The organism is Roseburia sp. 499 (assembly GCF_001940225.2).
GTDB lineage: Bacteria > Bacillota > Clostridia > Lachnospirales > Lachnospiraceae > Petralouisia.
Genome location: NZ_CP135164.1, coordinates 2,951,323 through 2,977,280, shown reverse-complemented (window position 1 = coordinate 2,977,280; position 25,958 = coordinate 2,951,323). Strand labels below are relative to the sequence as shown.

Here is a 25,958-nt window from a genome sequence, read left to right as displayed (position 1 = left end):
GATTCTTTTTTGATATGGAGGAAATTAGTATGAAATATTGTGGAAATTGTGGATGCCAGATATCAGATGAAGCTAAGTTTTGTTTGAAATGTGGCGCAAAGCAGGAAGTAGAGCAGCAGAATTATACAGAACCGGAACAGGAAGTGCAACAGCAGAATTATGCAGAGCCGGAACAGGAAGTACAACAGCAAAGTTATGCACAGCCAGATCAAAGTTATATATATGAGCAGCCGGCAGCAGGAACATCAAAGTTTTTATGGAAACCAGCAGTTTTACTTGTGGGAATTGTATTAATTGCGTTAGTCCTGATTTTTGTTCTATTTAAGATATTTGCCGGTGGTGGAAGCAGTACTATGGAGGGGGCAGTAGAAGCGTATTATGAAGCAATTTGCGACAAAGATGGAGAGGCGCTTCTTGATATTACCTGTTCTGATTCTATGGTGAAAGCCTTAGAGGAAGAAACCGGTTATGATAAGGAGGAAATAGCTGAGGCAATGGGGGAATCCATCGAATACAGCTATGAAGATTATAGTAAGATTAAAAGTATTAAAATTGAAGATGAAGAAGAGATGAGCAAATCAGAACTGAAAGCAGGTCTGGCGGAGATAGAGGAAGAAACCGGAGTAAATGTAAAGATTTCAGAAATGTACGAGGTGGAAGTCTCCTTCAAATATTATGATACTTATTATGAAGAGTGGGATGAAGATACGGAATATCTCATGGTGTACAAATCTGGTTCCGGTTGGTATGTATTTCCTTTTGGAATGTAGGGACCGAGATTTTATAAAAACATAGTTTTACAGATAGTAATGCCTGTATCTGTTTGGAAGAATCTGATAATCCATACCATCTATATTAGTGTAGGTGTGGTGATGGGCTACCAGATAGCAGACGCGGTCAATGACATCTGAATCATAGGAAAGAGAGGACAGAAGTTCTCTAGCTGGGGCAGGACCTTCCTGCTCCTGAAGTTTTCCATTACAATTGCCGAACTTAGCTTCGGCATTTTTTATTCCAATATCATGAACAATAGCAGCAGTCTCTAGAATATGCTGTGTCTTAACATCTAGTTTTTCTGATTCTCCAATTAGTTTTGCAAATTCATATACTTTTAGAAAATGTTGAATACGTTTTGAATCTTTCGCATTGTAAGCAATCATTTTTAATATCAATTTATTATTCTTATTCATGGAAATTCTCCTTTAATAAAAATGTATTTTTGTTGTAATCCAGAATTCCTTCTTTTTTTAGTTTCCCTAATTCATTGGACATGGCACTCCGGTCTACAGAAAGATAGTCAGCCAATTGCTGTCGATTAAAGGGAATAGAAAAGGAAGGACTTTTGGCTTTTAGAGACTCTGCGGACAGATAGGAAAGTAACTTGTCACGGGTAGTTTTTTGGGACATATGCTCTACTTTCCGGGTCAGGGTCAGATTCTTTTGTGCCAGAGTAGCCAGTAAATTGTGAATCAATCTGGTATGAAACTGACATGCCGAAGAGCAGGTAGTCAGAATTTTTTGAAAGTCCAGAAAGAGAATCTCACAGTCTGAGGAAGCTATCACACTGACTTCTAAAGGAACCGTACCGATACAAGCATAGGTCTCAGCAAAGAGAAAGCCGCTGGAAACTTCTGAAAGGATAGACCGATTGCCCCAGAAGTCTTCTTTTATGATAAGCGCAGAACCGCTTAGTACCATTCCGACCTCGTGAATCATATCTCCGGTATGCAGAATAAACGATTCTTTCGCATAAGAAGAAACATGTGCAGAGAGGCAGTTCAGCATGGAGGATATGTCTTCCTTATCAATTCCGGTAAAAAGTGTAGTGTTACTTAACAGCGTCAAATATTTTTCCATTTTTCCCTCAAAATTTTAAATTTGTTGTAAAAACAACAGAAATGTTAGAAACATTTTATTATAATCAGAGCATAAAGTCAAGAAAGATTAGGAGGACGCAAAATGGTAAGAAGAATTATAGAGATTGATGAAGAAAAATGCAATGGCTGTGGATTATGTACAAAAGCCTGTCATGAGGGAGCAATCGGCATGGTAGATGGAAAGGCAAAGCTTTTGCGGGACGATTATTGCGATGGCTTAGGCGATTGTTTGCCGACTTGCCCTACCGGAGCAATTCAATTCGTTGAGAGGGAAGCAGCAGCTTATGATGAAGCAGCAGTAAAAGAAAAATCTAAGTTGTCTCAGTGGCCGGTACAGATTAAGTTGGCACCGGTCAATGCTCCTTATTTCCAAGGAGCAAATTTGCTGATTGCAGCAGATTGTACTGCATATGCTTATGGGGATTTTCATAATCGTTTTATCAAGGGAAAGATAACACTTATCGGATGTCCGAAATTGGATATGGTGGAATATGCAGAAAAATTAACAGAGATTATTTCTAACAATGACATAAAGAGTGTTACCGTGGTGCGAATGGAGGTTCCATGTTGCGGCGGAATTGAGTACGCAGCAAAGACGGCACTGCAAAATAGCGGAAAATTTATTCCGTGGCAGGTAGTTACTATTGCAACGGATGGAAAAATTTTAAGTGAAATATAAAATCAGACAGAATAAATATAGCATGAATAGGAGAAAAGAAATGAAAAATCAGATGTTTTGTTTTCAATGTGAACAGACTGCGGGATGCAGTGGATGTACCGGAGCGCAGGGAGTTTGTGGAAAGACTGCGCAAACAGCGAAACTTCAGGATGAACTGACAGGAGCATTAATTGGGCTGGCAAAGGCGTGTGGAAATAATCCATATACAAAAGAAACTACTAGAATTATTATAGAAGGACTTTTTACAACCATTACAAATGTAAATTTTCATGATCAGGTTTTGGAGGAGATGATTCAGAAAGTACATGAGGAAAAGGGACGGATTGTGCCAAATTGCAGTAGTTGCGGAGCACCTTGTGGAAATACTTCCGACTACAATATAGAGGACCTTTGGGAAGCCGACGAAGATGTCCGTTCTTTAAAATCTTTGATATTGTTTGGTATCCGTGGAATGGCAGCGTATGCGTACCATGCGTGGGTGCTGGGATATTCGGATGAGGAAGTGAACCAGTTCTTTTATCGGGCTTTGGCAATTATCGGAAATGAATGGGAGCAGGAGGATTTACTACCAGTTGTATTGGAAGTAGGAAAAATAAACTTAAAGTGTATGGAACTTTTGGATCGTGCAAATACGGAGACGTTTGGAACACCTGTGCCTACAAAGGTTTCCATGGAAGTGGAAAAGGGACCGTTCATTATTATTACAGGACATGACCTATACGACTTAAAGTTGTTATTAGAACAGACTAAGGATAAAGGAATTAATGTGTATACTCATGGGGAAATGCTTCCGGCACATGGCTATCCGTTGTTAAAACAGTATCCACATTTGAAAGGAAACTTTGGCACTGCATGGCAGAATCAGCAGAAGGAATTTGATGGAGTTCCGGCGCCGATTCTCTATACCACCAACTGCCTGATGCCTGTGAAGGAAAGTTACGCAGATCGCGTATTTACCACTGAAGTTGTGGCATATCCGGAAATGGTTCATATTGGAGAGGAGAAAGATTTTACCCCGGTAATTGAGAAGGCCTTGGAGCTCGGTGGATATGAGGGAAATAAAATCTTTACCGGAATAAATGGCGGTAGTGAGTTGATGACCGGATTTGGGCATGGTACTGTACTTGGAGTGGCAGACCAGTTGATTGAGGCAGTAAAAGCAGGAGAAATCAGTCACTTCTTTTTAGTAGGTGGTTGTGATGGCGCAAGAACCGGAAGAAACTATTATACGGAGTTTGTAAAACAGACGCCAAAGGATTCCATTATCCTTACATTAGCTTGCGGAAAATACCGTTTTAATGATTTGGATTTAGGAACCGTCAAAGGACTTCCAAGAATTATGGATATGGGACAATGTAATGATGCATATAGTGCTATTAAAGTTGCAGTGGCATTAGCAGAAGCGTTTGAATGCTCCGTCAATGAACTTCCGTTGTCCATGGTACTTTCCTGGTACGAACAGAAGGCGGTCTGCATTTTGCTGACCCTGCTTCATTTGGGGATTCAGAATATTTTTCTGGGACCAACACTTCCGGCGTTTCTCTCAGAAAACGTAACGAAGTTTTTGGTAGAAGAGTATCATATTTCACCGATTAGTACGCCGGAAGAGGACTTAAAGAAAATAGCAGAAGTATATTAAATTTTCTAAAAATGTGTTAAACTGTTGGCAGAAAGAAAAGGGGATGAATAATATGATTTTTCTAAAAGCCAACATAGAATTAAAGCATACATTTGAACGATTGATTCAGACCATGGATGTACCGGTAAAATGGAATGACATTTTTGTAGTTCTGAATAATTATCTGATATTACCGGGGGAAGTACGCTCTCTGGTGTTTAATTTCGATAATCGCAAGGTAAATACCAATGTGATAGAGATTCCAATTGTAGAAGAGGCCATTCGCCCCATAGAGGAAAATGAGTTAGTTATTAATGTATTGAATATGATACTGTATGCATTTGGAAAGTGGGGAACGATTAAGGGGATAAAGGTAGAGAAGGATTATGCGCAGTTAAACGTATTGTTTACAGAGATATTGAAAGAAATAAAAGTAGAGCCGGGATACCGGGATGACAATTTTCGTTTTTACCAGAATGGCATCCAAATTACTTATGAGGATGTGATGCAGGCAGCAATGGAAGCCGGAGAAAAGAAGAAAGAAGAGGAAGAAGAGGAGGCTGAAGAAGAGAAGTTAGGGCTCTGGCATAATATGCGTTGGGTTACTACGGCTGCTTCCTTTCAGAAAAGTGAACTGGATCAGATAGAGCAGGAAACGGAACGAATTGGAAATAACTTCTATATGGTGGGATATCAGTGCCCGAATTGTGGAAAAAACATACACATGGTGGTCTATCCTGTGGATAAAGAGTTCCCGGTAGAAACAGATGAAGGAAAGGTCTATCTGGCAAGAGCCTATGCCTGTGACATGTGTAACCGATTTTATACGCCAAGACCGGGAAAACTGTTAGGGGAAGGAGATATTTATCTCCTAGATTTTGAAGATGACCGAAACGCCTATGAGGATTATCAGGAGTTGCTGGGAAGTCGGGGGGAGAAGACCAGTAACTATAAGTTCAATGAATATGAATGGGAACGGAATAAAAAGAAGTCAGAAGACCAGGCAGAAGAGGAAGGGCCGGAAGAAGAGGATGAATTAGAGGAATTCACAGAAGAGGAATTGGCAAATCTGACAGAAGAAGTGTTAGAAGAAATGCCGGAGGAAAAATTGCAGAGGATAGCAGAAAAGCTGGAAAACGGGTTTTATGATAAGAGGAAACTCCCGGATTCCGGCTTAAAACTGCAGGATAAAGTACGGAAGGTGAGAAAGAAAAGGGAAAAGACATCACAAGAACAACAAAGTATTAACAAGCAAAGTTCGGAGGCAGAGAAGGTTTCGGAAAGGTCATATAAGGCGGAAGCAGATATTAAGCAAACCGATACTAAAGCAGAATTTCAGAAGTCTGAGATTTCCGGGCAATCTCAAGATGCACTAGTTGCAGAAAAGGTACGGGAAAAGTATGAAGCGCGAATGAAGGTCATAGAGCGTATGTCTCCAAGACAGCTAAAGGAACTGCGTGGAAACGTAAAAAAGGAAAAGGCACTTTCCGACCCGGAGAAACAGTCATATGTGGAAAAGATAGAGCAATATATCCATAAGAGTCAGAAGAAAGAACTAGAAAAAAGGGCGGAGAATGGAAGAAAGGGCAATTATGCCCAATTGTGCCGGAGCATAGAAGAGATAGAAAAGTCAGATTGTCCTGCTGAAATGAAGGAGCCTATACTTGCACCTTTATATGAATTAAGAAATCAGAAGGCGCAGGCAGAGGCAGAACAATTGATTGCCAATATGCCGGCAGTAATGGACAGAAAAAGATATAAGTTGTTTCGAGAAAAACTGAATCAATATAAAGAGGCAGATATTACACCGTATGAAGAAAAACTGGAAGCAAGAAGGGAGCAGGCAGAGCAGCAGGAAATTGAAAATATGGTAAAGCGTGCAGGAAAAAACGACAGAGGAGCGTTATATAGAGTATGGCAGCGTCTTCAGGAGCCGGATTTTTCGAAAGAGAATACACAAAGACCATTGGAGGAACTTTATCGGCGGATTCAGAAGCTGGATGAAGCAGCTATTGACAGAATCTGTCCGGATATCATGGGGATGAGCTTTGAAGAATGCAAAGAGGCTTATGAAAAAATTGCAAAAGGTATGTTTTTACCCGAGATAAAGAGTAATACTTTGGAAATGATAGACAAACGCCTGACCAAGATGAAGTCTGATGAAAGTGAATTGTTAGTAAGGAAACTACAGGAAGAACTAAGGGGAAAGGTAAAAGATACCTCAAGTCTTCATTACAACGATGCTAGAAAGGTGATGATGGGAGAGTGGAAAGGAACAGAAGCGGACATTGTAAATTGTGCTGTGAATACTTATGCATCTGAGCATAGCAAATATGAATATCCAATCGTAGTCTGCGATTCCACACATAAGGGGACAGGGCGGGAAGGATTCCTGTTAACCCCGGAGCATCTTTTTTATAATAGTACCTTCAGCAGTGAGAGCATTCCGGTGCTTCAGATAAAAAATATTTCCTATAGTACGGGACTTTTGAATAAGGGGATTTATGTACATCAGAAAAACGGAGAAAAGACCAAAATTCCAGTGGGATTGTCAACGAAAGACTGGGAAGGTTTTGTCAGTGTTATGAAAGAGTTCATACAATACCTTCAGGAAAAACCAGAGTCCAGAAAGGTTTCGTATTTGGCGAAAGAGGAACATGAGGTAAAATGCTGTTATCGGTGCGGTTATGTTTATAAGGGAGGGGAGGTTTGTCCGAAGTGCGGAAGTAGGTCGAATAAGTAGATAGAAAAGATGGTGAATGATGCTGAATATAGCAATTTGTGATGATGAAGTATATTACAGAAGTAAGATAGAAACGGGAATAAGGCAGATATTACAGCAGAAAAATATCTGCGACTATAGAATTGATATATGGAATTCCGGAGAAGAATTGTGTGAGAATCAGGAATGGTTGAAAGAATATCAAGTTGTTTTTCTGGATGTGGAAATGAATCAGATATCGGGAATGGAGGCAGCACAGATTATTAAAAGTGTAAATGAGGAGTGTTGTCTTGTATTTGTAACGGCTTTTATTGACTACGCTATGGAAGGGTATAAGGTACAGGCAATCCGGTATTTGCTAAAGAAAGATTTGGATAGCAATCTTTCGGAATGTATAGAAGCAGTTTTACAAAAAATAGATTTTGACAACCAGAAGGAAAGATTTGCTTTTCAAGAAGGGGAGAAGGAGCTTTTTGTCAACCAGATTCTTTATATAGAAAGTGACCGACATAAACTGATATTTCATGTGAAAGGTAAAAAAGAGGAATTGTTGATTTCTAGTGGGAAGTTGGATGATATGCAAAAGAGATTGGAGCAATATGGATTTATTCGGGTTCATAAGAGTTTTCTGGTAAATGTAGAAAAGATTGTGTTAATAAAAAATTACAGAGTAATATTAGAGAATGGAGAAGAACTTCCAGTACCTAGAGAAAAGTTCCGTCAGGTGAAAGAACAGTATTTGGAGATGGAGGGAAGGATATAGTGGGAGTAATAGATTTTATATCTAGTCTAGTAATGACAATTATAGAGGCATTGGCATGTGATTTATTTTTTCAGACTTTTATGAAGGAGAGATTTCCAAAGAAGCCTTGGGTACGAATGATAATACTCATCTTACTTACAGTATTATGGGTAATTACATCAGTAAATATGTCAATTTTTTGGATAAAAGCGATTATTTGTACTAGTATAGTTGTTATGTTAATGCTGATACTTTATAAGGCAAGTGTATGGAGAGTACTTTTTGGGGCTATATGTTATGAGGGAATAAATTGGGGAATGGATTTGATATTAATGGCAATATATCAGTTTTTTGTAGATGAAACAGCAACTGAAATGATACAAAAAGAGGGGAAAATTACGCTGTTGTGGGTTTTGTTTAAATTGGTAATGTTTTTGGTGATTGTTGGCATTAATAGAACGTTTTCAAAACGAGATTATCAAATGTTGAGAGATAATGAATGGGTTCGGTTTTTATTTTTACCGATATTTACAATAGTAGCAATGCTTTTTATGGTAGTAGATGAGAAAATGGGAAGAATGACAATGTTTGTATTATCCACAGGATTGGTTGTGGCAAACGTGATACTTTTCTATTTAATTCGAGATTTTGCAAAGCGCGAAGAAGCAGAACATATGGCGAAGTTGCAACAGGAGCAAAGAAATGGACAGATAGAAATTTACGAGAATATGGAGCGTTATTATAACCAACAAAGAAAGAGTGTTCATGAATTTAAAAATCATATGGGGTGTATTCAGGGATTGCTGCAGGAGGGCAGAGAGAAAGAAGCCTTGGAGTATATAAGAAAAGTAAATCATTCATCGGAACAATATATCAGCAGTTTTGCAACACAAAATCCTGTGGTGGATGTAGTAATGAACCAGAAATATCAGCAGGCAAGATTAGCAGGAATCAACGTAGTAGCAGTAATGAATGATTTAAAAGGGATTCCTATGGCAGAAGAGGATTTGGTAGTGCTTTTGTCTAACTTGTTGAATAATGCCATAGAAGCATGCAGTAGGTTAAAGAAGAAACAGCGGGAAATAAAATTTAAGTTTATACAAAAGCAGGAAAAGGTAGTATTATCTATAAAAAATCCTATAGAGAAAAGACTTATTAAAGTGAATAACCAAATTAAAACTGCAAAACGAAATGAAAAAGAGCATGGAATAGGACTAGGGAATGTAGCAAGGATAATTGAAAAATATGGGGGAGAGGAAATGTATAGTGATGAGGGCGGAGAGTTCTCATATGTCATTGTATTTTCCAGAGAAGAAATGAAAATGAAATATGAAGAAATACAAGCGCGGTCATGATATGACCGCCTTTTTTTGCAATTTACCGCCGATTGGTGCCAAGAGTATGTTATGGAATTGAGAAATATGGTATATAAAGGGGGGAGGAGGAGAGAGGATATGTACGCTTTAGCAGAATACCTCACAAGATGTCTCATTTCAAATCATATTGTGGGAAAAGAACAGGAAGAAGAATATGTATATGGATTTCAGATACTCTTTGGAAAGTTATTGAGCTACACCACTTTAATATTGCTTTCTGTATATTATGGAGTTTTGATTCCAGGACTTATTTTTATGGGAGTGTTCTTTTCCCTACGGGGGAGAACAGGAGGTTATCATGCAAAAACATCATTAAGATGTTATTTGGTAACAGTAGCCAGTTACTTGTTGGTAGTGCAGATTGGTTCATCCGTATTAATAGAAAGGGAGTATATTTCTGTTATTATTTCTATAGTGTCTGTTATTACTGTGTTTGTATTTGCACCGGTAAATCATCCGAATTTAATGCTGGATGGACAGGAAATACAAGTGTGTCGGCAATCATCCAGGTGGTTGGTAAGTATGGTGGCCGGATGTATCTGGATAGCATATGCATTACCAATAAGAACAATATGTATTGCATACGCAGTCATGGGATTGGGGTTGGATGCCCTGACAATACTCATGGCGAAAATAACAGGACAGGAGGTGAAGGAAGAATGAAGATGGAAGGAAAGAAAAGGGTATTAACAGTGCTTGGAAAAGTGGTGGGAGAAGAAGTGAAAAGAAGGGAAGAGGAAAAGGGACCATTTTGTACTGGCTGGTTTTATCAGCCGAAAAGACCAAATACCAAAAAGTGAAAGGTTTAATTATAACAAGTGACGGATAGAAAAGGAATTGTAATGTAAAAAAGTAGGAGGAGTTTGAAGTTTATGAAGAGAATAAAATTATTTGTGCTGGTGGCAACATGCTTGTGTATGGTTGGAATAGGAATTCCGGCGCGTGCGCAGACAGTGAATTATAACATAACTGTTCAAAAGGGAGGAAATAGTCCGGATCCTATTTCAAAAAGAGCAACTAAAGCAGACAAGGAACAACGTTTTTATGCGATAGCAACAGGGTGTTTAAGCGGATCAGGTGTTGTCAGAGCATACTCTCAACAGCTCAATGGTGAAGTAAGGTCAAATTCTTTGGTTATATCCAGCTATAATATAGGGATTAGGCAAAGTGCTACTTACACATCTAATGCTCCAGTGGGAGTGTATTATTATATGCAAACGTTTTGGGATAGTGGTGAGACAAATACTATAAATTTGGTAGGACGTTATACACCGTAAGGAGGAGAAAATGTATGGAAAAAAAGAGGAAAAGAAAGATATATGTATTGATGATATGTTTTGGGATTTGCGTAATGTCGTTGCCAATTTGTGCCCAGACGGTAAATTTTAATATAACGGTCAGTGATTCAACGAGAATAGATCCAATTTCAAAGCGTGCGCAGAAGGCAGACAGTGAGCAAAAATATTATGTAACAGTAACACAAAGGTCAGGAACGGGAACAGTGCGTGCACATTCAGAACGTATTGATGGAGGGGTTCTTTCTGATTCAGTGTATATAACGTCAGCAAGTGCAGGGATAAAGAAGTCTGCATCATATTATACTACTGCAAATTCGAATGCGTATTATTTTCTAAATTGCTACTGGGAATCAGGAAAAGGTGAGGTTAACATGTTGGGAAGATATACACCATAATGTACTGCGTAAAACTGGAATCAATAAATGATTCCAGTTTTATAAATAATAGATAAGCAGGAGAGAAGAGAAATGAAAAAAATAAAATTATTATTTGTATGTAGCATAGCTGTAGTGTTATCTGCTTGTGGTGGTGAACAAGGAGAAAATACAAATCCACAACAAGTATTAAATAGCCAACAGGAAAAAAGTAACAATTCAGAAACCGACAATGTAGAAAAAGAGAAAATGAATATTCCTGAAAAATACGAGGCAGAGAGTGATAATGTAATATTTACAACAGAAATACATGTAAATCAGGAAGTGAGAAACGAGCCAGGATTAAAGAACGTGACAGCAGTTCGCAAAAAGATAGATAAAGATAAGGTGTACCAACAGCTTTTTCAAGGGGTGGAGGTAGAAACAGAAGATAAACAGGAAATAACACTTAATGATGGAAGCAGTATTACCGAATATTACTATTATGGAAAAAATAAAGAGTTTTTGAATGTAAGTCCAAGAGTGGTGCAATATAGTACAGCATTTTATAATTATATCTACAATTGTGTGGATTTAAGCGAGGGAGGGAATCTAAATAGTTATGCACAAGATACGGATTTTTCTTTTTGTTCTCGTGAAGATGCTTTGAAAAATATATCTACAGAATTAGGACAGATGGGGATTGAACTAGGGGAGATAGAGTATCAGGTGTATGCGTTAGATTATCAGACATTACAACAAAATGAGTATGCAATGGATATGGATGGAAATGAGGATACCAGTATATATAAAGATAATTGGTCAGAAGAGGATAATTGTTATTATTTCTTTATACGCCAGAAGGTTGGAAATCTTCCGGAATATCATCCATATAGCGATTTATTTAAGAATCCAATAGAGGAAAATGCACCAATAAAGGTACTGTATTCAAAAAACGGAATAGAAAGTCTGGAAATAGAAAGATTGTATGATTTTACGGAAAGTGAAGATGAAACAATCGAGTTAATGTCTTTTGATAAAGTGGCAGAGGCGGTGGCATATAAGTATAATCAATTGCTTACAGGGGCGAAATATGTCATCACAGATGCGACATTATATTATATGACAGAAAACGTGGGAGATGGAACATATCAGATGTTCCCGGTGTGGATTTTTAATGTAGAGGAAACCATAGAAAGTAATGGTAAGACCACGAGCAGTTCGTTATTAGTATTCGTAAATGCCCAGACAGGGGAAGAAATTGCAATGGAGGATAAGTATTAGTGAAACAGAGAATACATTATTTCCGGATGGATATGTGGCGTTGTATGAAATCGGGAAAAATGTTGGTGGGAGCATTGGGAGTATGGTTTTCCCTTCTATTAGCTAGTGGAAATCAAGTTGGAAGAAACGTGTTTGATTTGTATACGGGAGCACTTTATGGAGTTCCGTTTTTGTTGACCATGTCTTTTTGTGCTTTTTCGTATGCAGATTGTTTTTGTGATGACTTTGAGACAAAGTATATTCGTACAGAATTGATAAGGGGAAATCTGAAGCGTTATACACTTTCAAAAATAATAGTGACATTTATAGCTTCTGTGATAACGATGATATTGGGAACCTGTATTTATGTATTCATATTACATATGTGGATGCCTTTTGGGAGTGGTGATAGAGAAACAGGGGTGTATGGTCAGCTTTTAGAAACGGGTGGATTTCGTTATTTTTTGGGGAATGAAAATTATATTATATATTTTATTTTGGTCGCATTGCAGTTGGGATTGCTGGCAGGTATATTATCTATATTTGCGTCTTATATATCTTTGTATATATCCAATAAACTGTTCGTGTTATCTGTTCCAATGATTGGCTACTATTTGCTGTATTATTATATTTCGGCGTTAGTGGGAGATACAAAGTTCTTTAAGGTAAAGGTAGTTTTTGATGCAACTTACGGATTAAAAGTGTGTGAGAATGATTTGTTTGCATTCTTATATGCACTGTTTGCAGCGGTAATAATCGGAGGCATTTTAACATTGGGGATTTATTGTAAGATACGGAGGAAATTAGAACGTGAATAATATTTTAATTACTTGGAATATGACGTGGAAAACCTTTGTGCAACGTTTCTGGAATATAAAGATAGGTATTTTTGCAGTATTGTTATTTTTTCTTGAGGATATTTTTCTGCATGGATTACGGAAATTTTGTGTTGCAGTTCAGTATCCGGTGACGCCTTGGGTCTTTACATTTTTGATGTCTGATATTTATTTTCAGATATTGGTGATGGCATTTGTCATTTATTATTATTCCAATGTGCCATTTATGCAGCAGTGGGGGATGTATCAGGTAATACGGGCAGGAAGAGCTCGTTGGGCAATTGCACAGATTGGAAGTATTGTATTGAGTGCAGTGGGGATTACTACGATTGTATTTTTGGAAGAGATTATACTGTTAATACGACATATGGAATTTAGGACAGATTGGGGAAAGGTTTTGTATACAATTGCGTTGACCAATGCTGGAACAGAATATAATATGTACATTATCAGTAATCCAATAACTATGAATAAGTATACAGCATTAGAGGCTACAGGGCTTACTATACTTTTAAGTATCATGGTAATTAGTTTTATTGGATTGCTTATGTTTGCAATTAGTCTTTTTATGCCCCGAATTGTAGCAGTCAGTGCAGCAGGAATTTTATTAGTACTTCCGGTATTTGGGAAAAATATTGCAGTATCTGCGCAGAAGCTTTTCAATTGTTTTTCGCCAGTCTCATGGATGAGGGTGGCAGAGATTGGTGGAGAGCAGTTGAGTTATCAGATTATGCCGGAACTATCCTACATTTTGCCGGTATTGATTTGTTTGTTGGCAGTGCCTGTTATCGTCATTTTATGGCGGGTGCAAACCATAGAGTTTCGATGGAATAAGGAAGATTAGAGGAGAGAGTGTATGGATGTAATAAAAGTAGTGAATGGTTCAAAAAGTTTTGGAAGTCATCAGGTTCTGAAGGAAGTAAATATAACATGTTCTGAAGGGGGAATATATGGAATTATTGGGAGAAATGGTTCCGGGAAGACAGTTCTTTTTAAATGTATCTGTGGTTTTTTAACTTTAGACTCAGGTGATATTTATATAGGTGAAAAGAGGTTAAAAAAAGATGTGAATATGCTGACAGGTGCTGGAATTATTATAGAGGAACCATCTTTTTTAAGAAATTATAGCGGATATAAAAATTTAGAATTCTTATACATGATAAGAAATAAAAGGGATAAAAAGCATATATGCGATATATTAGAAATGGTAGGACTTGAACCGGATTCGCATAAGCATGTGGGAAATTATTCTATGGGAATGAGACAGCGATTGGCAATAGCACAGGCTATTATGGAAGATCAAAAGATATTGATTCTGGATGAGCCTATGAATGGTTTAGATAATCATGGCGTGGAAGAAATGAGAAGGTTATTTTTAGAATTGAAAAAAGAGGGGAAAACAATTCTTTTGGCAAGCCATAATAGAGAGGATATAGAAATTCTTTGTGATGAAGTATATGAAATGGACGGAGGCATTTTACAACGGAAAGCAAGAAAATAAACAGAAGAGTTTAGACGTAGTGATATGGTAGAGTGCTCTGATTGTCTTTTCTTGCGATTTACCGTCGATTGATGTCTGGAGTATGTCATAGAATGGAGAAACATGCTATATAAGAGAGAAGGAGACAATAGTTATGAAGAAAAAGATTGCGCATAACCTATGTATCATGTTTGTAATTATTATATCGACAGAGCTAATAGCTTGTGGAAAAGCCAATACAGGAAAAGAAATCGATACCCTTGCTGATGCCAAAACAGATTTGTATAAATCGGCGGCAGAATTAGAGGCGAATGCAATGGTTGTTGTAAGGGTAGAAAAAACAGAGGAAGAGGAAAATGTCATAAAAGATGTGGGAGTTCCTTACACTTATTATGGTTATACGAAATCTATGGTGGAAGTGAAAGAAGTTATGAAGAATCTATCAGAGCAGTCCATAGAAATTGGTGATAATATTCAGATTTTAGAAAACCAATTTTTTTATACAGATGAGGAAGGAACGAAAGTAACATGTCATGTAAATCATTATAAAATGATGGAACCGGGAAATGAATATATTCTTTACTTAAAATATTCAAAGGAAGATGAATGGTTTGCTATTTTAAGTGGGGTGTTTGGTAAAATTCCAATTTCGGAAGATGAAGAATTGGTATTCCCTTCTTCTAAAGTTACTTTTTTGGATGGACAACCACAGCAAGACGGAGATGATTCATATGAAAAAAAGATTATGGAAAAAATCAGAGAAGAAAGTCTTGAACAATACAAGAAAGACTAAAAGAGTGGAATTAGCAGCAGGAAATATGATTCTTTCAGTATTCCTGCTGTTTTTTTTTGCATGTTGAAAGTGTAATCTTTCCGTTTTCTTTGCAAAGATTTTACAAGAATTTTTCATTAATTGGTGTATATATTTTACTTTACCCTCTTATACTCATTCTTGCAGTCGAGAGAACGGCTGAGAAAATGAATATAGTATGAAAAAAGAGAGGAAGAAAAAGATTATGAAAAAATTCATCGTAGCTCTTATGATTACTGCAATGACAGCTACCGCAATGGTTGGGTGTGGTTCTGAAAACAATGCAGCAGCAAACAACAAGGCAAACACAGAAAATGATGCAAATGCAGAAGACAATGCAGACGAGGAAGAAGAGACAGACGCATCAGGTGTAACTGGACCAATTACTGTTGTATCTCGTGAGGATGGTTCAGGAACAAGAGGTGCATTCATTGAATTATTCGGAATTGAAGAAAAAGATGATGCAGGAAATAAGGTTGACCATACTACAGAAGAAGCTGTAATTGCAAACAGTACAGAAATCGTTTTATCTAATGTTGCAGGTGACCCAAATGCAATCGGATATGTATCTCTTGGTTCTTTAAGTGACGAAGTAAAGGCATTAAAGATTGATGGAGCAGAAGCTACTGTAGATAATATCAAGAGTGGTACATATAAAATCTCCAGACCATTTAACATTGCAACAAACGGAGCTCCAAGTGATGCAGCTCAGGATTTCATCAACTTTATCTTAAGTGCAGAAGGACAGAAAGTAGTAGAAGAAAAAGGATATATTGCATCTGTTGATAATGCGGAAAGCTTCGAAAGCACCGGAGTTTCCGGAAAAGTTGTAATCGCTGGTTCTTCTTCAGTAACACCGGTTATGGAAAAATTAAAAGAAGCTTATGAAAAAGTAAATCCAGATGTAGAAATCGAAATCAACCAGAGCGATTCTACCACAGGTTTACAGGCAGCAATGGATGGAACAGCTGATATCGGAATGGCTTCCAGAGAATTAAAAGATAGCGAAAGCTCTTTAACACCTACTGTTATCGCAATTGACGGTATTGCAGTAGTAGTAAATAATGAAAACACTGTTGACGAAATGACAGCAGACGAAGTTAAGGCAATCTTCACAGGTGAAACAACCACTTGGTAAAATTACCAGGTTCACCTTTATTTGATATCCCAACCCTGAAAGGGACTGCTACTGATAGCAGTCCCTTTCAACCACAAAAAAATGAAGGAGTAATTATGCGAAAATTAAAAGAAAATTTTGCACATGTTATTTTTTTCATAGCAGCACTTACCTCTATTTTGGCGGTTCTGCTGATTTGTGTATTCCTATTTGCAAATGGAATACCGGCTATGAAGGAAATTGGTTTTTTCTCATTTTTGACAGGAACAAAATGGGCACCAAATAATTCTCCGGCGTCTTTTGGAATTTTTCCTATGATTATCGGAAGTCTCTATATCACTGCAGGAGCAATTATTGTAGGTGTGCCAATTGGTATTTTAACAGCAGTTTTTATGGCACATTTTTGTCCACCGAAAATATATGGTCCACTAAAAGCTGCCGTAGACCTTCTTGCGGGGATTCCTTCCGTTGTATATGGATTCTTTGGTCTGGTGGTATTAGTGCCTTTTATGCGTGGACTGTTTTCAAAGTTAGGATGTAGCGGAACCAGTATTTTGACAGCTTCATTGTTGCTGGGACTGATGATTCTTCCAACAATTATTGGAGTTAGTGAATCAGCAATCCGTGCTGTGCCGGAAAGCTATTATGAGGGAGCGTTGGCACTTGGAGCAACACATGAAAGAAGTGTGTTTTTTACTGTAGTTCCGGCTGCAAAGTCTGGTATTATGGCAGGTGTTATCTTGGGAGTCGGACGTGCAATCGGAGAAACTATGGCAGTTATTATGGTAGCTGGAAATCAGGCGCGTATTCCGAATAGTATTTTCCAGGGAGTGCGTACACTTACTGCAAATATTGTAATCGAGATGGGATATGCGGCAGACTTACATAGACAGGCATTAATTGCTACCGGTGTCGTATTATTTGTATTTATTTTAATTATCAACTTGCTGTTTTCCATTTTGAATAGGAGGAATGAAGCATGAAAGACCAGAAAATTAGCAAAGGAAAACGTGGTCCTTTGTCCTGGATATTGTATATCCTGGTAATGGGGGCGGCGCTCATTACTTTTTCCGCATTGATTTTCCTTATTGTATATATCCTCTGGAATGGAATTCCACATATCAAGCCAAGTCTTTTTGCATGGGAATATAACAGTGAGAATGTATCGCTGATGCCGGCGCTGATTAATACGCTTTTGATTACCATTGTTACTCTAATTGTAGCAGTGCCTATTGGAATTGGTTCAGCTATTTATATGGTGGAATATGCGAAAAAAGGAAATAAGATTGTAAAGGTCGTAAGAATTACAGCAGAGACTTTGTCTGGTATTCCTTCTATTGTATATGGTCTGTTCGGTATGTTATTTTTTGTAACAACATTGAAATTCCGTCTTTCTCTATTGGCGGGTGCACTGACGCTGGCAATCATGATTTTGCCATTGATTATGAGAACCACAGAGGAGGCTTTAAAATCCGTACCGGATTCTTACCGTGAGGGAAGCTTTGGGCTTGGTGCCGGACGGGTTCGTACCATTTTCAGAATTGTACTTCCGGCAGCTGTTCCCGGAATTCTTTCCGGTATTATTCTTGCTATCGGGCGTATCGTAGGTGAGACAGCAGCTCTTATGTACACAGCCGGAACGGTTACAGAAGTAGTAAGCGGAAAAGGACTTTCCTGGTTAATGGATTCCGGACGTACCCTTGCTTATCATATGTATGCATTATCATCAGAAGGTTTCCATACAGATGAAGCCTATGCAACTGCAGTTGTCCTTTTGGTTATTGTTATGATAATCAACTGGATTTCAAATCGTATTGCAAAGAAAATTGCGAAAGTATAAGTTGTTAACCAAAAAGGAGAATTGTTATGATAAAACAACCAACACCTAAAATTAATATTAGTGGGCTGGACTTATATTATGGAGATTTTCATGCGTTAAAAAATGTAAATCTTCCAATCTTGTCCAATGAGATTACCGCTTTTATCGGACCTTCCGGATGTGGAAAGTCCACCTTATTAAAGTCCTTAAATCGTATGAATGATTTGGTAGAAGGATGTAAAATTACCGGAGAAGTGACACTGGATGGTACAGATATTTATCACAATATAGATACCAATGAACTGCGTAAGCGTGTTGGTATGGTATTTCAGAAGCCGAATCCGTTTCCGATGAGTGTTTATGACAATATTGCATATGGCCCTCGTACTCATGGAATTCGCAATAAGGCAAAGCTAGATGAAATTGTGGAGAAGTCCTTAAGAGATGCTGCTATCTGGGATGAAGTAAAGGATCGTTTGAAAAAGAGCGCGTTAGGTCTTTCCGGTGGACAGCAGCAGAGAATCTGTATTGCTCGTGCCCTTGCAGTTAATCCTGAAGTTATTCTGATGGATGAACCAACTTCTGCCTTAGACCCGATTTCAACGTCTAAGATAGAGGATTTAGTCATAGAGTTAAAGAAGGATTATACTATTGTAATGGTAACCCATAATATGCAGCAGGCAACCCGTGTTTCCGATAAGACAGTATTTTTCTTATTGGGTGAAATTATAGAGCATGGTGAAACTGAAAAGATGTTTTCAGTTCCTCAGGATAAGAGAACAGAAGACTACATTACAGGAAGGTTTGGTTAATTATGAGAAATCGTTTTGACAGACAATTAGAACAACTGAATAATGAGTTAATCGAAATGGGAAATCTGATTGAACAGGCAATTCAAACAGCGGTAAATGCTTTGGTGCGTAAAGATGTGCAGGCAGCAAAAGAGGCCATTGCTTTTGACCAGGAAGTAGATCGCCAGGAGCGGGATATTGAAGCTCTTTGTATGAAACTTTTATTGCAGCAGCAGCCGGTGGCAAGGGATCTTCGTTTGATTTCCGCAGCGTTGAAGATGATTACAGATATGGAACGTATCGGAGACCAGGCATCTGATATCTCAGAGATTACCATTGCATTGGCAGATGAGCCGTATGTGAAAGATTTAACATTGATTCCGCAGATGGCAATGGAAACAACATTGATGGTAACACACAGTGTAGAAGCTTTTGTTCAGAAAGACCTAAAGTTAGCGCAGTCTGTGATTGACAATGATGATGTAGTAGATGATTTATTCAGCGAGATAAAGTCAACCTTAATTGAACTGATTCGAACCAATGCAGAGCATAGTGAGCAGGCAACCGATCTCCTTATGGTAGCAAAATACTTTGAGCGTATTGGCGACCATGCCACGAATATTGCAGAGTGGGTGATTTATTCTATTACCGGACAGCATGAATCGGTAGGGGAGCAAAAAGAAAAAAAATAAATGTATGTGTTGATAAACCCTTTTATCTTGTTATGAGATAAAAGGGTTTAATTATTTTTTAAAACATAGAGAAAAAGAAGTTGACAGTATTAAAGATAGAAAAACTAGAAAGGGAGATACGTTTACAGGCGGAAACGTAGAGGGGAAAATGGCAGGAAAGACAAATTCGAAAGAAGCAGATATAAAGGTAAGCTTTTCTAATGTCACCATGCAAAAAACAGCATTTCGAGAAATGAAGGAAAATCTTATGTATTTGTTGGGAAAATATGATGGAATCATGAGATGTGTTGTAGGAAAAACCATAAAACAAGGGAAGATACATGAAAATATATGATACAGCGACTAATGAGTTTGGCATAATAAATGAGTATGGTGGAATATCCACTTATTTTAAGTCCGAAAATGGAATGGCATATTGGCTAGAGCAAATTGAAAAATATGCACCAAAATAAATTTTAAGGAGAGAGTTTTATGAAAAGATGTCCATGTTGTGGTTACTTAACTATTGATGATACAAATGAATTAATTACAGATATTTGTGATGTTTGCTTTTGGCAATATGATGAAGTGGCTCAAAATATGCCCGATAGAATTATTGGAGCAAATAAGGTGTCATTGAATACTGCTAAGAAGAATTATAAGTTATTTGGAGCCACAGAAGAACGTTTTATAAATATGGTTCGTCAACCATATGAGGATGAGATATAGACCAAAAATGTTCGATTGTTATGTAAAAGTCAGTAGATGTAAAAAGTCTACTGACTTTTTGAAAATTGAAAAGATGAGCGAGGTAATATAAGTAGTAATATAGTTTATATTTAAATATGGCTGTATTTTAGAGAGACTGGCTCATTTTCCATGGAGCCAGTCTCTAATTGGATTAACCTCTTTAGCTTTAGCCATAATATCAGAGGCATTATATTTTAAGTAGTCGCTTAATTGCTGCAATTCTTCTACTGAAAATCCAGAAGATTTTTCAATGATGCCGCTGGGAACAATTCCTTCGGCAAAGTCATTTTTTCCACGTTCAAATTTTACCCGGACAGTTTTTTCGCCCTTATACATTAAGAGTCCTGAGTAAGTCATACGAAGTTCTTCGGAATGGTTCATCTCATTTCCTCCATATATAATAGATAATTTATAATAGTAACGTTATAGTCTCATTATATATCGAAGTACATGAAATGTGCAATATTAATCCATTCGCATTAAGTGTAGCAGTGCGCCCCAGAAACCGAAAATCACAGTAATCCATCCACAGAAGATGATAACAAATACCTCTGGACTAGTGCCTGGAAGATGAACGATATCCTTTAATAAAAATCCCACAATAAGAGAGGGAATAAATACGACCAGAGTACGTAAAATTACATACATAATGTTAGTGGATGCAAAACCGTTTGATTCAAATTGTTGGGAAAGTTTATATAATTGTTTCATAATAACATCCTCCTTTATTATGAGGATAACAGAATAAGGTAAAATGTATTTTGGGGTATAAGTAAAGTGTATGTAAAATTAAGGTAAATATGTTTTTCCTTGCCCGAAAAATAGGAAAGTTATATAATGGGGAATATATTAGGAGAATGACAGAATAAAAGGAAAGAGGGAATATTGGTGAAGTTAGGAATTACTATGGAAGGCGGTGCCAGCAGAACGGTATTCAGCTGTGGCGTTACAGATGCGTTTTTGGAAGAGGGAATTATGCCGGATTATTTTATTGGCGTTTCTGCAGGAATTGCATATGGAGTGTCATATATATCCAAGCAAAAAGGAAGGAATTTAGAACTTTCTACAAAATACATGAATGATAAGCGTTATATGGGAGCAAGACACCTACTGAAAAAGCGAAATTTTTATAACCTTGAGTTTGCTTTTGGGGAAGTTCCAAATAAATTATTGCCTTTTGATATGGATGCATTTGAAGCCTTTCCGGGAAAAGTGGTAGCCGGAGTTACGAATATTCATACCGGAAAGCCGGAGTACCTTGAAGTACCGAGAAGAGACGATAAGTATGAGGTCATTGTGGCAAGCTGTGCATTGCCGATTTTGTTCCAGCCGGTAAAGGTGGGCAAACACTATTATTTGGATGGAGGATTGTCGGATTCCATTCCTTATAAGCAGGCAATCAAAGAAGGCTGCGATAAGAATATTGTAATTCTTACCAGAGAACGAGGATATGTGAAAAAGCAGGAGCGTGCAGGAGTGATTTCGCAGAAGTTGTATAAGAAGTATCCTAAAATTGTAGAGGATTTACAGAAGAGACCGGAACGGTATAATGCTTGTGTTGCAGAGTTAATGGAGAAGGAAAAAGCAGGAGAGGTCTTTGTAATTGCACCGGAAAATACTTATGGTGTAGGACGTACTGAATCCAATCCGGACAAGCTCAGAAAGTTATACGAGGAAGGATATCGGCAAGCGAAGGAATTGATGCCGGCGTTAAAGAAATATCTTGAAATGGAATAAGATTCTGTCAAGAATGAAGGAGAATAGATTTGAAAATTTTTCATTTATCGGATTTACACATAGGAAAACAACTGCATTATTACAATCTTAAAGAAAATCAACAGGAAATATTGCATCAGATTGTGCAGCGGGCGCAGGAATATGCACCGGATGTTATTTTAATATGCGGAGATATTTTTGACAAATCCGTACCATCCGGAGAGGCATACACCTTGTTTGATGATTTCTTAAATGAACTTTCAGAAGAGGTGCCGGGAATACCGGTGTTGATTATTGCCGGAAATCACGACAGCGCACAAAGACTTAATTATGCCAGCAGTTTTTTGGAAAAACACCACATTTATGTGTCGGTTCTTCCACCACAGCAGCAGGAGGAACATTTAAAGAAAATAGAGTTACAGGACGAATGGGGAACAGTGAATTTTTATCTGCTTCCCTTTTTAAAACCAGGCTATGTACGCCATTTGTTTGAAGAAGGCGTTGTTATCGATTATGAAAGTGCAGTGCGTGAAGTGTTAGCGCGAGAAAAGATTGACTATGACAAGCGGAATGTCTTGTTGTCTCATCAGTTTTATACCAATGGTGGAAAGAAGCCGGAGCTTTGCGATTCAGAAAATACAGTGCTTTCCGTAGGAGGTCTTGACAATATTGATGTCTCTGTCATAGAACAGTTTGATTATGCAGCATTAGGTCATATTCACGGTGCTCAGATGGTAAAAAAGCCTTCGATTCGTTACTGTGGTACGCCGCTAAAATACTCTGTTAGTGAAGAACATCACAAAAAGTCTATTACGATGGTAACATTGGGAGAAAAAGGAACAGAACCTGTGCTTGATACGATTCCGCTTATTCCAAAACAGGAAGTACGTCGGGAAAAGGGGCTTTTGCAGGAAATTTTGGCGCGTGCAACCGAGGAAAATTGCCATGATTTTGTCAGCATTACCATGACAGATGAGAAGGAACCTTATAATCCGAAGGAGCAGTTAGAGGAAGTATATGACTTTATTTTGGAACTTCGCATCGAAAACAGCAGAACGAAAAGTCTTCTGGATGAAAAGGGAGAACTTGATATTAAGCTGCAGCCTATGGATATTTTTCGTTCTTTTTATGAAGAAATGAATCATCAGACCATGAGTGAAGAGGAAGAACATATTGTGGCGAATATCATCAATCAGTGTAAGGAGGGGAAAGTATGAGACCGGTAAGACTTACGATGTCAGCATTCGGCTCCTATGCTGGAGTGGAAACCATTGATTTTAAAAAAGTAAGGAACGGTATTTTTCTGATAACAGGAGATACCGGTGCAGGAAAAACTACTATATTTGATGCCATTACTTATGCACTTTTTGACCAGACCAGTGGTGGGCGTAGAGAAGGAGATATGATGCGCAGCCAGTATGCGGATGGCAGTACCCCTACTTATGTGGAATTTGTTTTTTCCTATCAGGGAGAAACTTATGGTATTCGACGCAATCCCAATTATAAAAGAACCAGCAAACGACGGAATAAAGATGGAGAACTGACACTCACAAACGAGGCGGCAGCGGTAGAACTTACCATGCCGGACGGACAAGTATTTCCCGGAAGAATCCGAGATATTAATGAAAAGATTGTAGAGATTATTGGTGTCGATGCGGGACAGTTTACTCAGATTTCCATGATTGCGCAAGGGGAATTTATGAAGCTCTTGCATGCACCATCTAAGGAGCGGAAGGAAATCTTCGAAAGAGTCTTTGATACTCGTATTTATCGGATGATACAGCAGAAACTGCGAGACCAGGGTAAGGAAGTATATGGAAAATTGGCAGATAATCGAAAACTGTGGGCGCATGAAGTTTCGGGAGTAGTATGCTCTTTGGATAGTCTACATTTTACAGAATGGGAAGCGTGCAGAGAGAAACAGGAAACACAGGCAGAACAGACCTTGGAAGTATTAGAGCAGATTCTAGAAGAAATTGATAGACAGAAGAAGAAACTGGAACAACTGGCGCAGGAGAAACAAAAACATTTTAACGAAAACAGTTTAAAAAGAAAACAGGCAGAAGAAATCAATCAACGATTGGAGCAGCTTGTCCAGGAAGAAAAGAAAATAGAACAGATGAAGCTTCAAATGGAGCAAGAGAATGCGCAGAAGAAGGAACTGGAAGAACAGAAGCAAAAGCAGACAGAGGAATATAATAAACGTATGCCGGAATTGTCTGAGCGAATTGCCGGATGGAAAGCATTGCTTCCAAAATACAATCTTTTAAAAGAGAAGAAAGAACAACTGTTACAAATCGAAAAAAAGAAAGCAGAGTCAGAACAGAATCTTGCAAAGTTGGAAGAAGAACTGAGCCGGAAAAAGCAAGAATTACAGGAAAACGCGGAGGAGATTCAGAAGCTGGAACAAGAGCCGGAAGTATTGATACAGTTGCAGCAGCAGGAAAAAGAGTTGCAAGAAAAGCAGCAAAGTCTTTTGGAAATGGAAAAGAGAGCAGAAAACCTGCAGAAGCTTGAAAAAGAATGTGAAAAGCAACAGGAGCAGGTTCGAGGATTGCTGGAAGACTATGAAAAGAAAAGCCGGGAATATGAAGAAAAGAACCGGATGTTTATTGAAGAACAGGTTGGTATTATTGCAGAAAAATTAAAGGATGGAGAACCCTGTCCGGTTTGTGGTTCCTTTGAACATCCAAGGAAGGCGTGTCTTTCCCCAGAGGCAGTAACCCAGCGAGAGGTGGAAGAGGCAAAAGAGCAGCGGGAGCAGGCAGATATTTTGTTGAATCAGAAAAGAGAAGCCTACCAGAAGCAAAAGGGAGAGGTGGAAAAAGAACAATCTCTGATTGCTCAGGAAGCAAAAAGAATCTTTGGTAAAGAATTAACAAAGGAAGAAATCGGGCAGCAGCGTATTCAATGTAAGACGGAATATGAACAAGTAAAAGAACAGCGTATTCAGGCAGAAGAAAAGCAGAAAAACTGTGATGCACACAAGAAGAAGCAGGAGAAGCTTTTGGCAGAGCAGGAAACCTTGACGCAGAAGCGTGAGGCAGTGACAGAAGTCTGCTATCAAATACGGGCAGAACAGGAAACGGCTAGTGAGATGTGGAAGAGTCTTGCGAATGAGCTTCCTTACGAAACAGAGCGAGAGTTACAGCAGAACCTGCAAAGAGCAGAGCAGGAGAAAGCAGAACTGGAGCAGCAAAAGGAAGTGTTGGAAAAACGTTTGCAGGAACTGCAGCAGCTTCTGGCCAATCAGCAGGGAGCACTGGTTACGTTGGAGGAGCATTTTTCACAGTTAAAGGAAGAACTTACCGGAAAAGAGAAAATAGACACCAGCTCGCTGAAAGAAGAGGCTGAACAACTGGAAGCAGAACAAAAGCAACTGGAGCAAAGAAGAATGGAGTTTGCCGGAAATGAAAGTCGCAATCAGCAGGCGCTTAAGAATCTAAAAGCACTGTATCAGGAGCGAACTGCATTGGAAAAGGAATATACCGTAATCAGTACCTTAGACCGAACTGCAAATGGCAATTTGAACCAACAAGCGAGATTGGATTTACAAACCTATGTACAGAGGCGTTATTTTAAGTATATTGTGGCAGAGGCAAACCGACGTTTGGTGAAGATGAGCGGAAGCCAGTTCATTTTACAGTGCAGGGATATGGAAAATCTGGGAAAAAGAGGAGAAGTTGGATTGGACTTAGATGTTTATGATCTGGTGACAGATAAGGTAAGAGATGTAAAGACCTTATCCGGCGGAGAGTCCTTTATGGCAGCACTTTCTATGGCTCTTGGAATGGCAGATATTATTCAGCGTATGGCAGGACGAGTGCATCTGGATACTATGTTTATTGATGAGGGATTTGGTTCTCTGGATGAAGAAGCCCGAAGCAAGGCAATCGGAATTCTGACAGAGTTGGCAGGAGAGCACAGACTGGTAGGAATCATTTCGCATGTGACAGAGTTAAAAGAGCAAATAGATCGCAAATTGGTGGTAAGTAAAACGGAAAAAGGAAGCCGTGCGGCATGGGTTCTGGAAAGTTAA

At 38.4% G+C, this 25,958-nt stretch carries 29 protein-coding genes; 25 read left to right on the top strand and 4 right to left on the bottom strand.

Translation table 11 applies throughout. From position 1 onward, the window contains the following. Positions 1 to 29: 29 nt before the first annotated feature. A complete protein-coding gene (locus BIV20_RS14600; RefSeq protein WP_083655304.1) occupies positions 30 to 770 on the top strand; it encodes a zinc-ribbon domain-containing protein in 741 nt (246 codons plus the stop codon). A 27-nt stretch (positions 771 to 797) separates the two neighbouring features. Here BIV20_RS14600 and BIV20_RS14595 read toward each other — a convergent pair whose 3' ends face one another. Further along, on the bottom strand, positions 798 to 1,190 hold the full coding sequence (locus tag BIV20_RS14595; protein WP_192848893.1) for an HD domain-containing protein: 393 nt from the start codon (positions 1,188 to 1,190) through the stop codon (positions 798 to 800). After that, on the bottom strand, positions 1,183 to 1,857 hold the full coding sequence (locus tag BIV20_RS14590) for a Crp/Fnr family transcriptional regulator (RefSeq protein WP_075721896.1): 675 nt from the start codon (positions 1,855 to 1,857) through the stop codon (positions 1,183 to 1,185). Before BIV20_RS14590 ends, BIV20_RS14595 begins: the two co-directional genes overlap by 8 nt. Positions 1,858 to 1,959: 102 nt before the next feature. Here BIV20_RS14590 and BIV20_RS14585 point away from each other — a divergent pair, with 102 nt between their 5' ends. From BIV20_RS14585 to BIV20_RS14485, 21 genes are all read left to right on the top strand, one after another. Further along, positions 1,960 to 2,556, top strand: coding sequence for a 4Fe-4S dicluster domain-containing protein (locus tag BIV20_RS14585; RefSeq protein WP_075721897.1), 597 nt, complete (start codon positions 1,960 to 1,962; stop codon positions 2,554 to 2,556). Between the two features lie 40 nt (positions 2,557 to 2,596). Continuing rightward, on the top strand, positions 2,597 to 4,195 hold the full coding sequence (hcp, locus tag BIV20_RS14580) for a hydroxylamine reductase (RefSeq protein WP_192848894.1): 1,599 nt from the start codon (positions 2,597 to 2,599) through the stop codon (positions 4,193 to 4,195). Between the two features lie 52 nt (positions 4,196 to 4,247). Next, positions 4,248 to 6,917: a hypothetical protein gene (locus BIV20_RS14575; RefSeq protein WP_083655306.1), complete on the top strand. Its 2,670-nt coding sequence runs from the start codon at positions 4,248 to 4,250 to the stop codon at positions 6,915 to 6,917. Between the two features lie 19 nt (positions 6,918 to 6,936). Then, a complete protein-coding gene (locus tag BIV20_RS14570) occupies positions 6,937 to 7,659 on the top strand; it encodes a LytR/AlgR family response regulator transcription factor (protein WP_075721899.1) in 723 nt (240 codons plus the stop codon). Beyond that, positions 7,659 to 8,993, top strand: a complete 1,335-nt coding sequence (locus BIV20_RS14565) for a sensor histidine kinase (RefSeq protein ID WP_075721900.1) — start codon at positions 7,659 to 7,661, stop codon at positions 8,991 to 8,993. The genes BIV20_RS14570 and BIV20_RS14565 overlap by 1 nt, the downstream gene beginning before the upstream one ends. Before the next feature lie 99 nt (positions 8,994 to 9,092). Continuing rightward, positions 9,093 to 9,677: an accessory gene regulator B family protein gene (locus BIV20_RS14560; RefSeq protein ID WP_075721901.1), complete on the top strand. Its 585-nt coding sequence runs from the start codon at positions 9,093 to 9,095 to the stop codon at positions 9,675 to 9,677. Next, the gene (locus tag BIV20_RS14555) at positions 9,674 to 9,814 is read left to right on the top strand and encodes a cyclic lactone autoinducer peptide (protein ID WP_143524582.1); all 141 of its coding nucleotides are present in this window, start codon (positions 9,674 to 9,676) and stop codon (positions 9,812 to 9,814) included. Before BIV20_RS14560 ends, BIV20_RS14555 begins: the two co-directional genes overlap by 4 nt. Positions 9,815 to 9,886: 72 nt before the next feature. Further along, entirely contained in the window at positions 9,887 to 10,291 is a 405-nt protein-coding gene (locus BIV20_RS14550; RefSeq protein ID WP_075721902.1) for a hypothetical protein, read from the top strand. Between the two features lie 14 nt (positions 10,292 to 10,305). Next, a complete protein-coding gene (locus BIV20_RS14545; RefSeq protein WP_075721903.1) occupies positions 10,306 to 10,707 on the top strand; it encodes a hypothetical protein in 402 nt (133 codons plus the stop codon). 72 nt (positions 10,708 to 10,779) lie between these two features. Continuing rightward, complete coding sequence (locus tag BIV20_RS14540; RefSeq protein WP_075721904.1) at positions 10,780 to 11,949, top strand: hypothetical protein; 1,170 nt, start codon at positions 10,780 to 10,782, stop codon at positions 11,947 to 11,949. Then, the gene (locus BIV20_RS14535) at positions 11,949 to 12,746 is read left to right on the top strand and encodes a hypothetical protein (RefSeq protein WP_075721905.1); all 798 of its coding nucleotides are present in this window, start codon (positions 11,949 to 11,951) and stop codon (positions 12,744 to 12,746) included. Before BIV20_RS14540 ends, BIV20_RS14535 begins: the two co-directional genes overlap by 1 nt. Beyond that, on the top strand, positions 12,739 to 13,608 hold the full coding sequence (locus BIV20_RS14530; RefSeq protein WP_075721906.1) for a hypothetical protein: 870 nt from the start codon (positions 12,739 to 12,741) through the stop codon (positions 13,606 to 13,608). Before BIV20_RS14535 ends, BIV20_RS14530 begins: the two co-directional genes overlap by 8 nt. Before the next feature lie 12 nt (positions 13,609 to 13,620). Beyond that, the gene (locus BIV20_RS14525) at positions 13,621 to 14,265 is read left to right on the top strand and encodes an ABC transporter ATP-binding protein (RefSeq protein ID WP_075721907.1); all 645 of its coding nucleotides are present in this window, start codon (positions 13,621 to 13,623) and stop codon (positions 14,263 to 14,265) included. Positions 14,266 to 14,398: 133 nt separating this feature from the next. Continuing rightward, positions 14,399 to 15,037 carry a hypothetical protein gene (locus BIV20_RS14520; RefSeq protein ID WP_075721908.1) on the top strand — a complete coding sequence of 213 codons (639 nt, stop codon included), beginning with the start codon at positions 14,399 to 14,401 and terminating at the stop codon, positions 15,035 to 15,037. Positions 15,038 to 15,260: 223 nt separating this feature from the next. Continuing rightward, on the top strand, positions 15,261 to 16,193 hold the full coding sequence (locus BIV20_RS14515) for a substrate-binding domain-containing protein (RefSeq protein ID WP_075721909.1): 933 nt from the start codon (positions 15,261 to 15,263) through the stop codon (positions 16,191 to 16,193). 95 nt (positions 16,194 to 16,288) lie between these two features. Continuing rightward, entirely contained in the window at positions 16,289 to 17,155 is an 867-nt protein-coding gene (pstC, locus tag BIV20_RS14510) for a phosphate ABC transporter permease subunit PstC (protein WP_075721910.1), read from the top strand. Continuing rightward, positions 17,152 to 18,012 carry a phosphate ABC transporter permease PstA gene (pstA, locus tag BIV20_RS14505; RefSeq protein ID WP_075721911.1) on the top strand — a complete coding sequence of 287 codons (861 nt, stop codon included), beginning with the start codon at positions 17,152 to 17,154 and terminating at the stop codon, positions 18,010 to 18,012. Before pstC ends, pstA begins: the two co-directional genes overlap by 4 nt. A 26-nt stretch (positions 18,013 to 18,038) precedes the next feature. Next, a complete protein-coding gene (gene pstB, locus BIV20_RS14500; protein ID WP_075721912.1) occupies positions 18,039 to 18,803 on the top strand; it encodes a phosphate ABC transporter ATP-binding protein PstB in 765 nt (254 codons plus the stop codon). Between the two features lie 2 nt (positions 18,804 to 18,805). Further along, positions 18,806 to 19,474 (top strand): phosphate signaling complex protein PhoU, encoded by a 669-nt coding sequence (gene phoU, locus BIV20_RS14495; protein WP_075721913.1) that lies wholly within the window; start codon positions 18,806 to 18,808, stop codon positions 19,472 to 19,474. Positions 19,475 to 19,622: 148 nt separating this feature from the next. Continuing rightward, positions 19,623 to 19,808, top strand: coding sequence for a hypothetical protein (locus BIV20_RS14490; protein ID WP_075721914.1), 186 nt, complete (start codon positions 19,623 to 19,625; stop codon positions 19,806 to 19,808). A 137-nt stretch (positions 19,809 to 19,945) separates the two neighbouring features. Continuing rightward, the gene (locus tag BIV20_RS14485) at positions 19,946 to 20,182 is read left to right on the top strand and encodes a CPCC family cysteine-rich protein (RefSeq protein WP_075721915.1); all 237 of its coding nucleotides are present in this window, start codon (positions 19,946 to 19,948) and stop codon (positions 20,180 to 20,182) included. Positions 20,183 to 20,323: 141 nt separating this feature from the next. Here the strand turns inward: BIV20_RS14485 and BIV20_RS14480 are convergent, their stop codons facing one another. Next, a complete protein-coding gene (locus tag BIV20_RS14480) occupies positions 20,324 to 20,584 on the bottom strand; it encodes a hypothetical protein (protein ID WP_075721916.1) in 261 nt (86 codons plus the stop codon). An 84-nt stretch (positions 20,585 to 20,668) separates the two neighbouring features. Beyond that, positions 20,669 to 20,914 carry a hypothetical protein gene (locus tag BIV20_RS14475; RefSeq protein ID WP_075721917.1) on the bottom strand — a complete coding sequence of 82 codons (246 nt, stop codon included), beginning with the start codon at positions 20,912 to 20,914 and terminating at the stop codon, positions 20,669 to 20,671. Between the two features lie 177 nt (positions 20,915 to 21,091). On the opposite strand from BIV20_RS14475, the gene BIV20_RS14470 reads away from it, so the two are divergent. The 3 genes from BIV20_RS14470 to BIV20_RS14460 are packed head-to-tail and all read left to right on the top strand — an operon-like array spanning position 21,092 to position 25,958. Then, entirely contained in the window at positions 21,092 to 21,940 is an 849-nt protein-coding gene (locus BIV20_RS14470) for a patatin-like phospholipase family protein (RefSeq protein WP_075721918.1), read from the top strand. Between the two features lie 29 nt (positions 21,941 to 21,969). Next, positions 21,970 to 23,136, top strand: coding sequence for an exonuclease SbcCD subunit D (locus BIV20_RS14465; protein ID WP_075721919.1), 1,167 nt, complete (start codon positions 21,970 to 21,972; stop codon positions 23,134 to 23,136). Next, a complete protein-coding gene (locus BIV20_RS14460; RefSeq protein ID WP_075721920.1) occupies positions 23,133 to 25,958 on the top strand; it encodes an AAA family ATPase in 2,826 nt (941 codons plus the stop codon). The genes BIV20_RS14465 and BIV20_RS14460 overlap by 4 nt, the downstream gene beginning before the upstream one ends.

Coding starts and splice junctions, on each gene's coding strand:
- BIV20_RS14600 (WP_083655304.1), top strand. CDS start 30: ATGAAATATTGTGGAAATTGTGGATGCCAGATATCAGATGAAGCTAAG.
- BIV20_RS14595 (WP_192848893.1), bottom strand. CDS start 1,190: ATGAATAAGAATAATAAATTGATATTAAAAATGATTGCTTACAATGCG.
- BIV20_RS14590 (WP_075721896.1), bottom strand. CDS start 1,857: ATGGAAAAATATTTGACGCTGTTAAGTAACACTACACTTTTTACCGGA.
- BIV20_RS14585 (WP_075721897.1), top strand. CDS start 1,960: ATGGTAAGAAGAATTATAGAGATTGATGAAGAAAAATGCAATGGCTGT.
- hcp (WP_192848894.1), top strand. CDS start 2,597: ATGAAAAATCAGATGTTTTGTTTTCAATGTGAACAGACTGCGGGATGC.
- BIV20_RS14575 (WP_083655306.1), top strand. CDS start 4,248: ATGATTTTTCTAAAAGCCAACATAGAATTAAAGCATACATTTGAACGA.
- BIV20_RS14570 (WP_075721899.1), top strand. CDS start 6,937: ATGCTGAATATAGCAATTTGTGATGATGAAGTATATTACAGAAGTAAG.
- BIV20_RS14560 (WP_075721901.1), top strand. CDS start 9,093: ATGTACGCTTTAGCAGAATACCTCACAAGATGTCTCATTTCAAATCAT.
- BIV20_RS14555 (WP_143524582.1), top strand. CDS start 9,674: ATGAAGATGGAAGGAAAGAAAAGGGTATTAACAGTGCTTGGAAAAGTG.
- BIV20_RS14550 (WP_075721902.1), top strand. CDS start 9,887: ATGAAGAGAATAAAATTATTTGTGCTGGTGGCAACATGCTTGTGTATG.
- BIV20_RS14545 (WP_075721903.1), top strand. CDS start 10,306: ATGGAAAAAAAGAGGAAAAGAAAGATATATGTATTGATGATATGTTTT.
- BIV20_RS14540 (WP_075721904.1), top strand. CDS start 10,780: ATGAAAAAAATAAAATTATTATTTGTATGTAGCATAGCTGTAGTGTTA.
- BIV20_RS14525 (WP_075721907.1), top strand. CDS start 13,621: ATGGATGTAATAAAAGTAGTGAATGGTTCAAAAAGTTTTGGAAGTCAT.
- BIV20_RS14520 (WP_075721908.1), top strand. CDS start 14,399: ATGAAGAAAAAGATTGCGCATAACCTATGTATCATGTTTGTAATTATT.
- BIV20_RS14515 (WP_075721909.1), top strand. CDS start 15,261: ATGAAAAAATTCATCGTAGCTCTTATGATTACTGCAATGACAGCTACC.
- pstC (WP_075721910.1), top strand. CDS start 16,289: ATGCGAAAATTAAAAGAAAATTTTGCACATGTTATTTTTTTCATAGCA.
- pstA (WP_075721911.1), top strand. CDS start 17,152: ATGAAAGACCAGAAAATTAGCAAAGGAAAACGTGGTCCTTTGTCCTGG.
- pstB (WP_075721912.1), top strand. CDS start 18,039: ATGATAAAACAACCAACACCTAAAATTAATATTAGTGGGCTGGACTTA.
- phoU (WP_075721913.1), top strand. CDS start 18,806: ATGAGAAATCGTTTTGACAGACAATTAGAACAACTGAATAATGAGTTA.
- BIV20_RS14490 (WP_075721914.1), top strand. CDS start 19,623: ATGGCAGGAAAGACAAATTCGAAAGAAGCAGATATAAAGGTAAGCTTT.
- BIV20_RS14485 (WP_075721915.1), top strand. CDS start 19,946: ATGAAAAGATGTCCATGTTGTGGTTACTTAACTATTGATGATACAAAT.
- BIV20_RS14480 (WP_075721916.1), bottom strand. CDS start 20,584: ATGAACCATTCCGAAGAACTTCGTATGACTTACTCAGGACTCTTAATG.
- BIV20_RS14475 (WP_075721917.1), bottom strand. CDS start 20,914: ATGAAACAATTATATAAACTTTCCCAACAATTTGAATCAAACGGTTTT.
- BIV20_RS14460 (WP_075721920.1), top strand. CDS start 23,133: ATGAGACCGGTAAGACTTACGATGTCAGCATTCGGCTCCTATGCTGGA.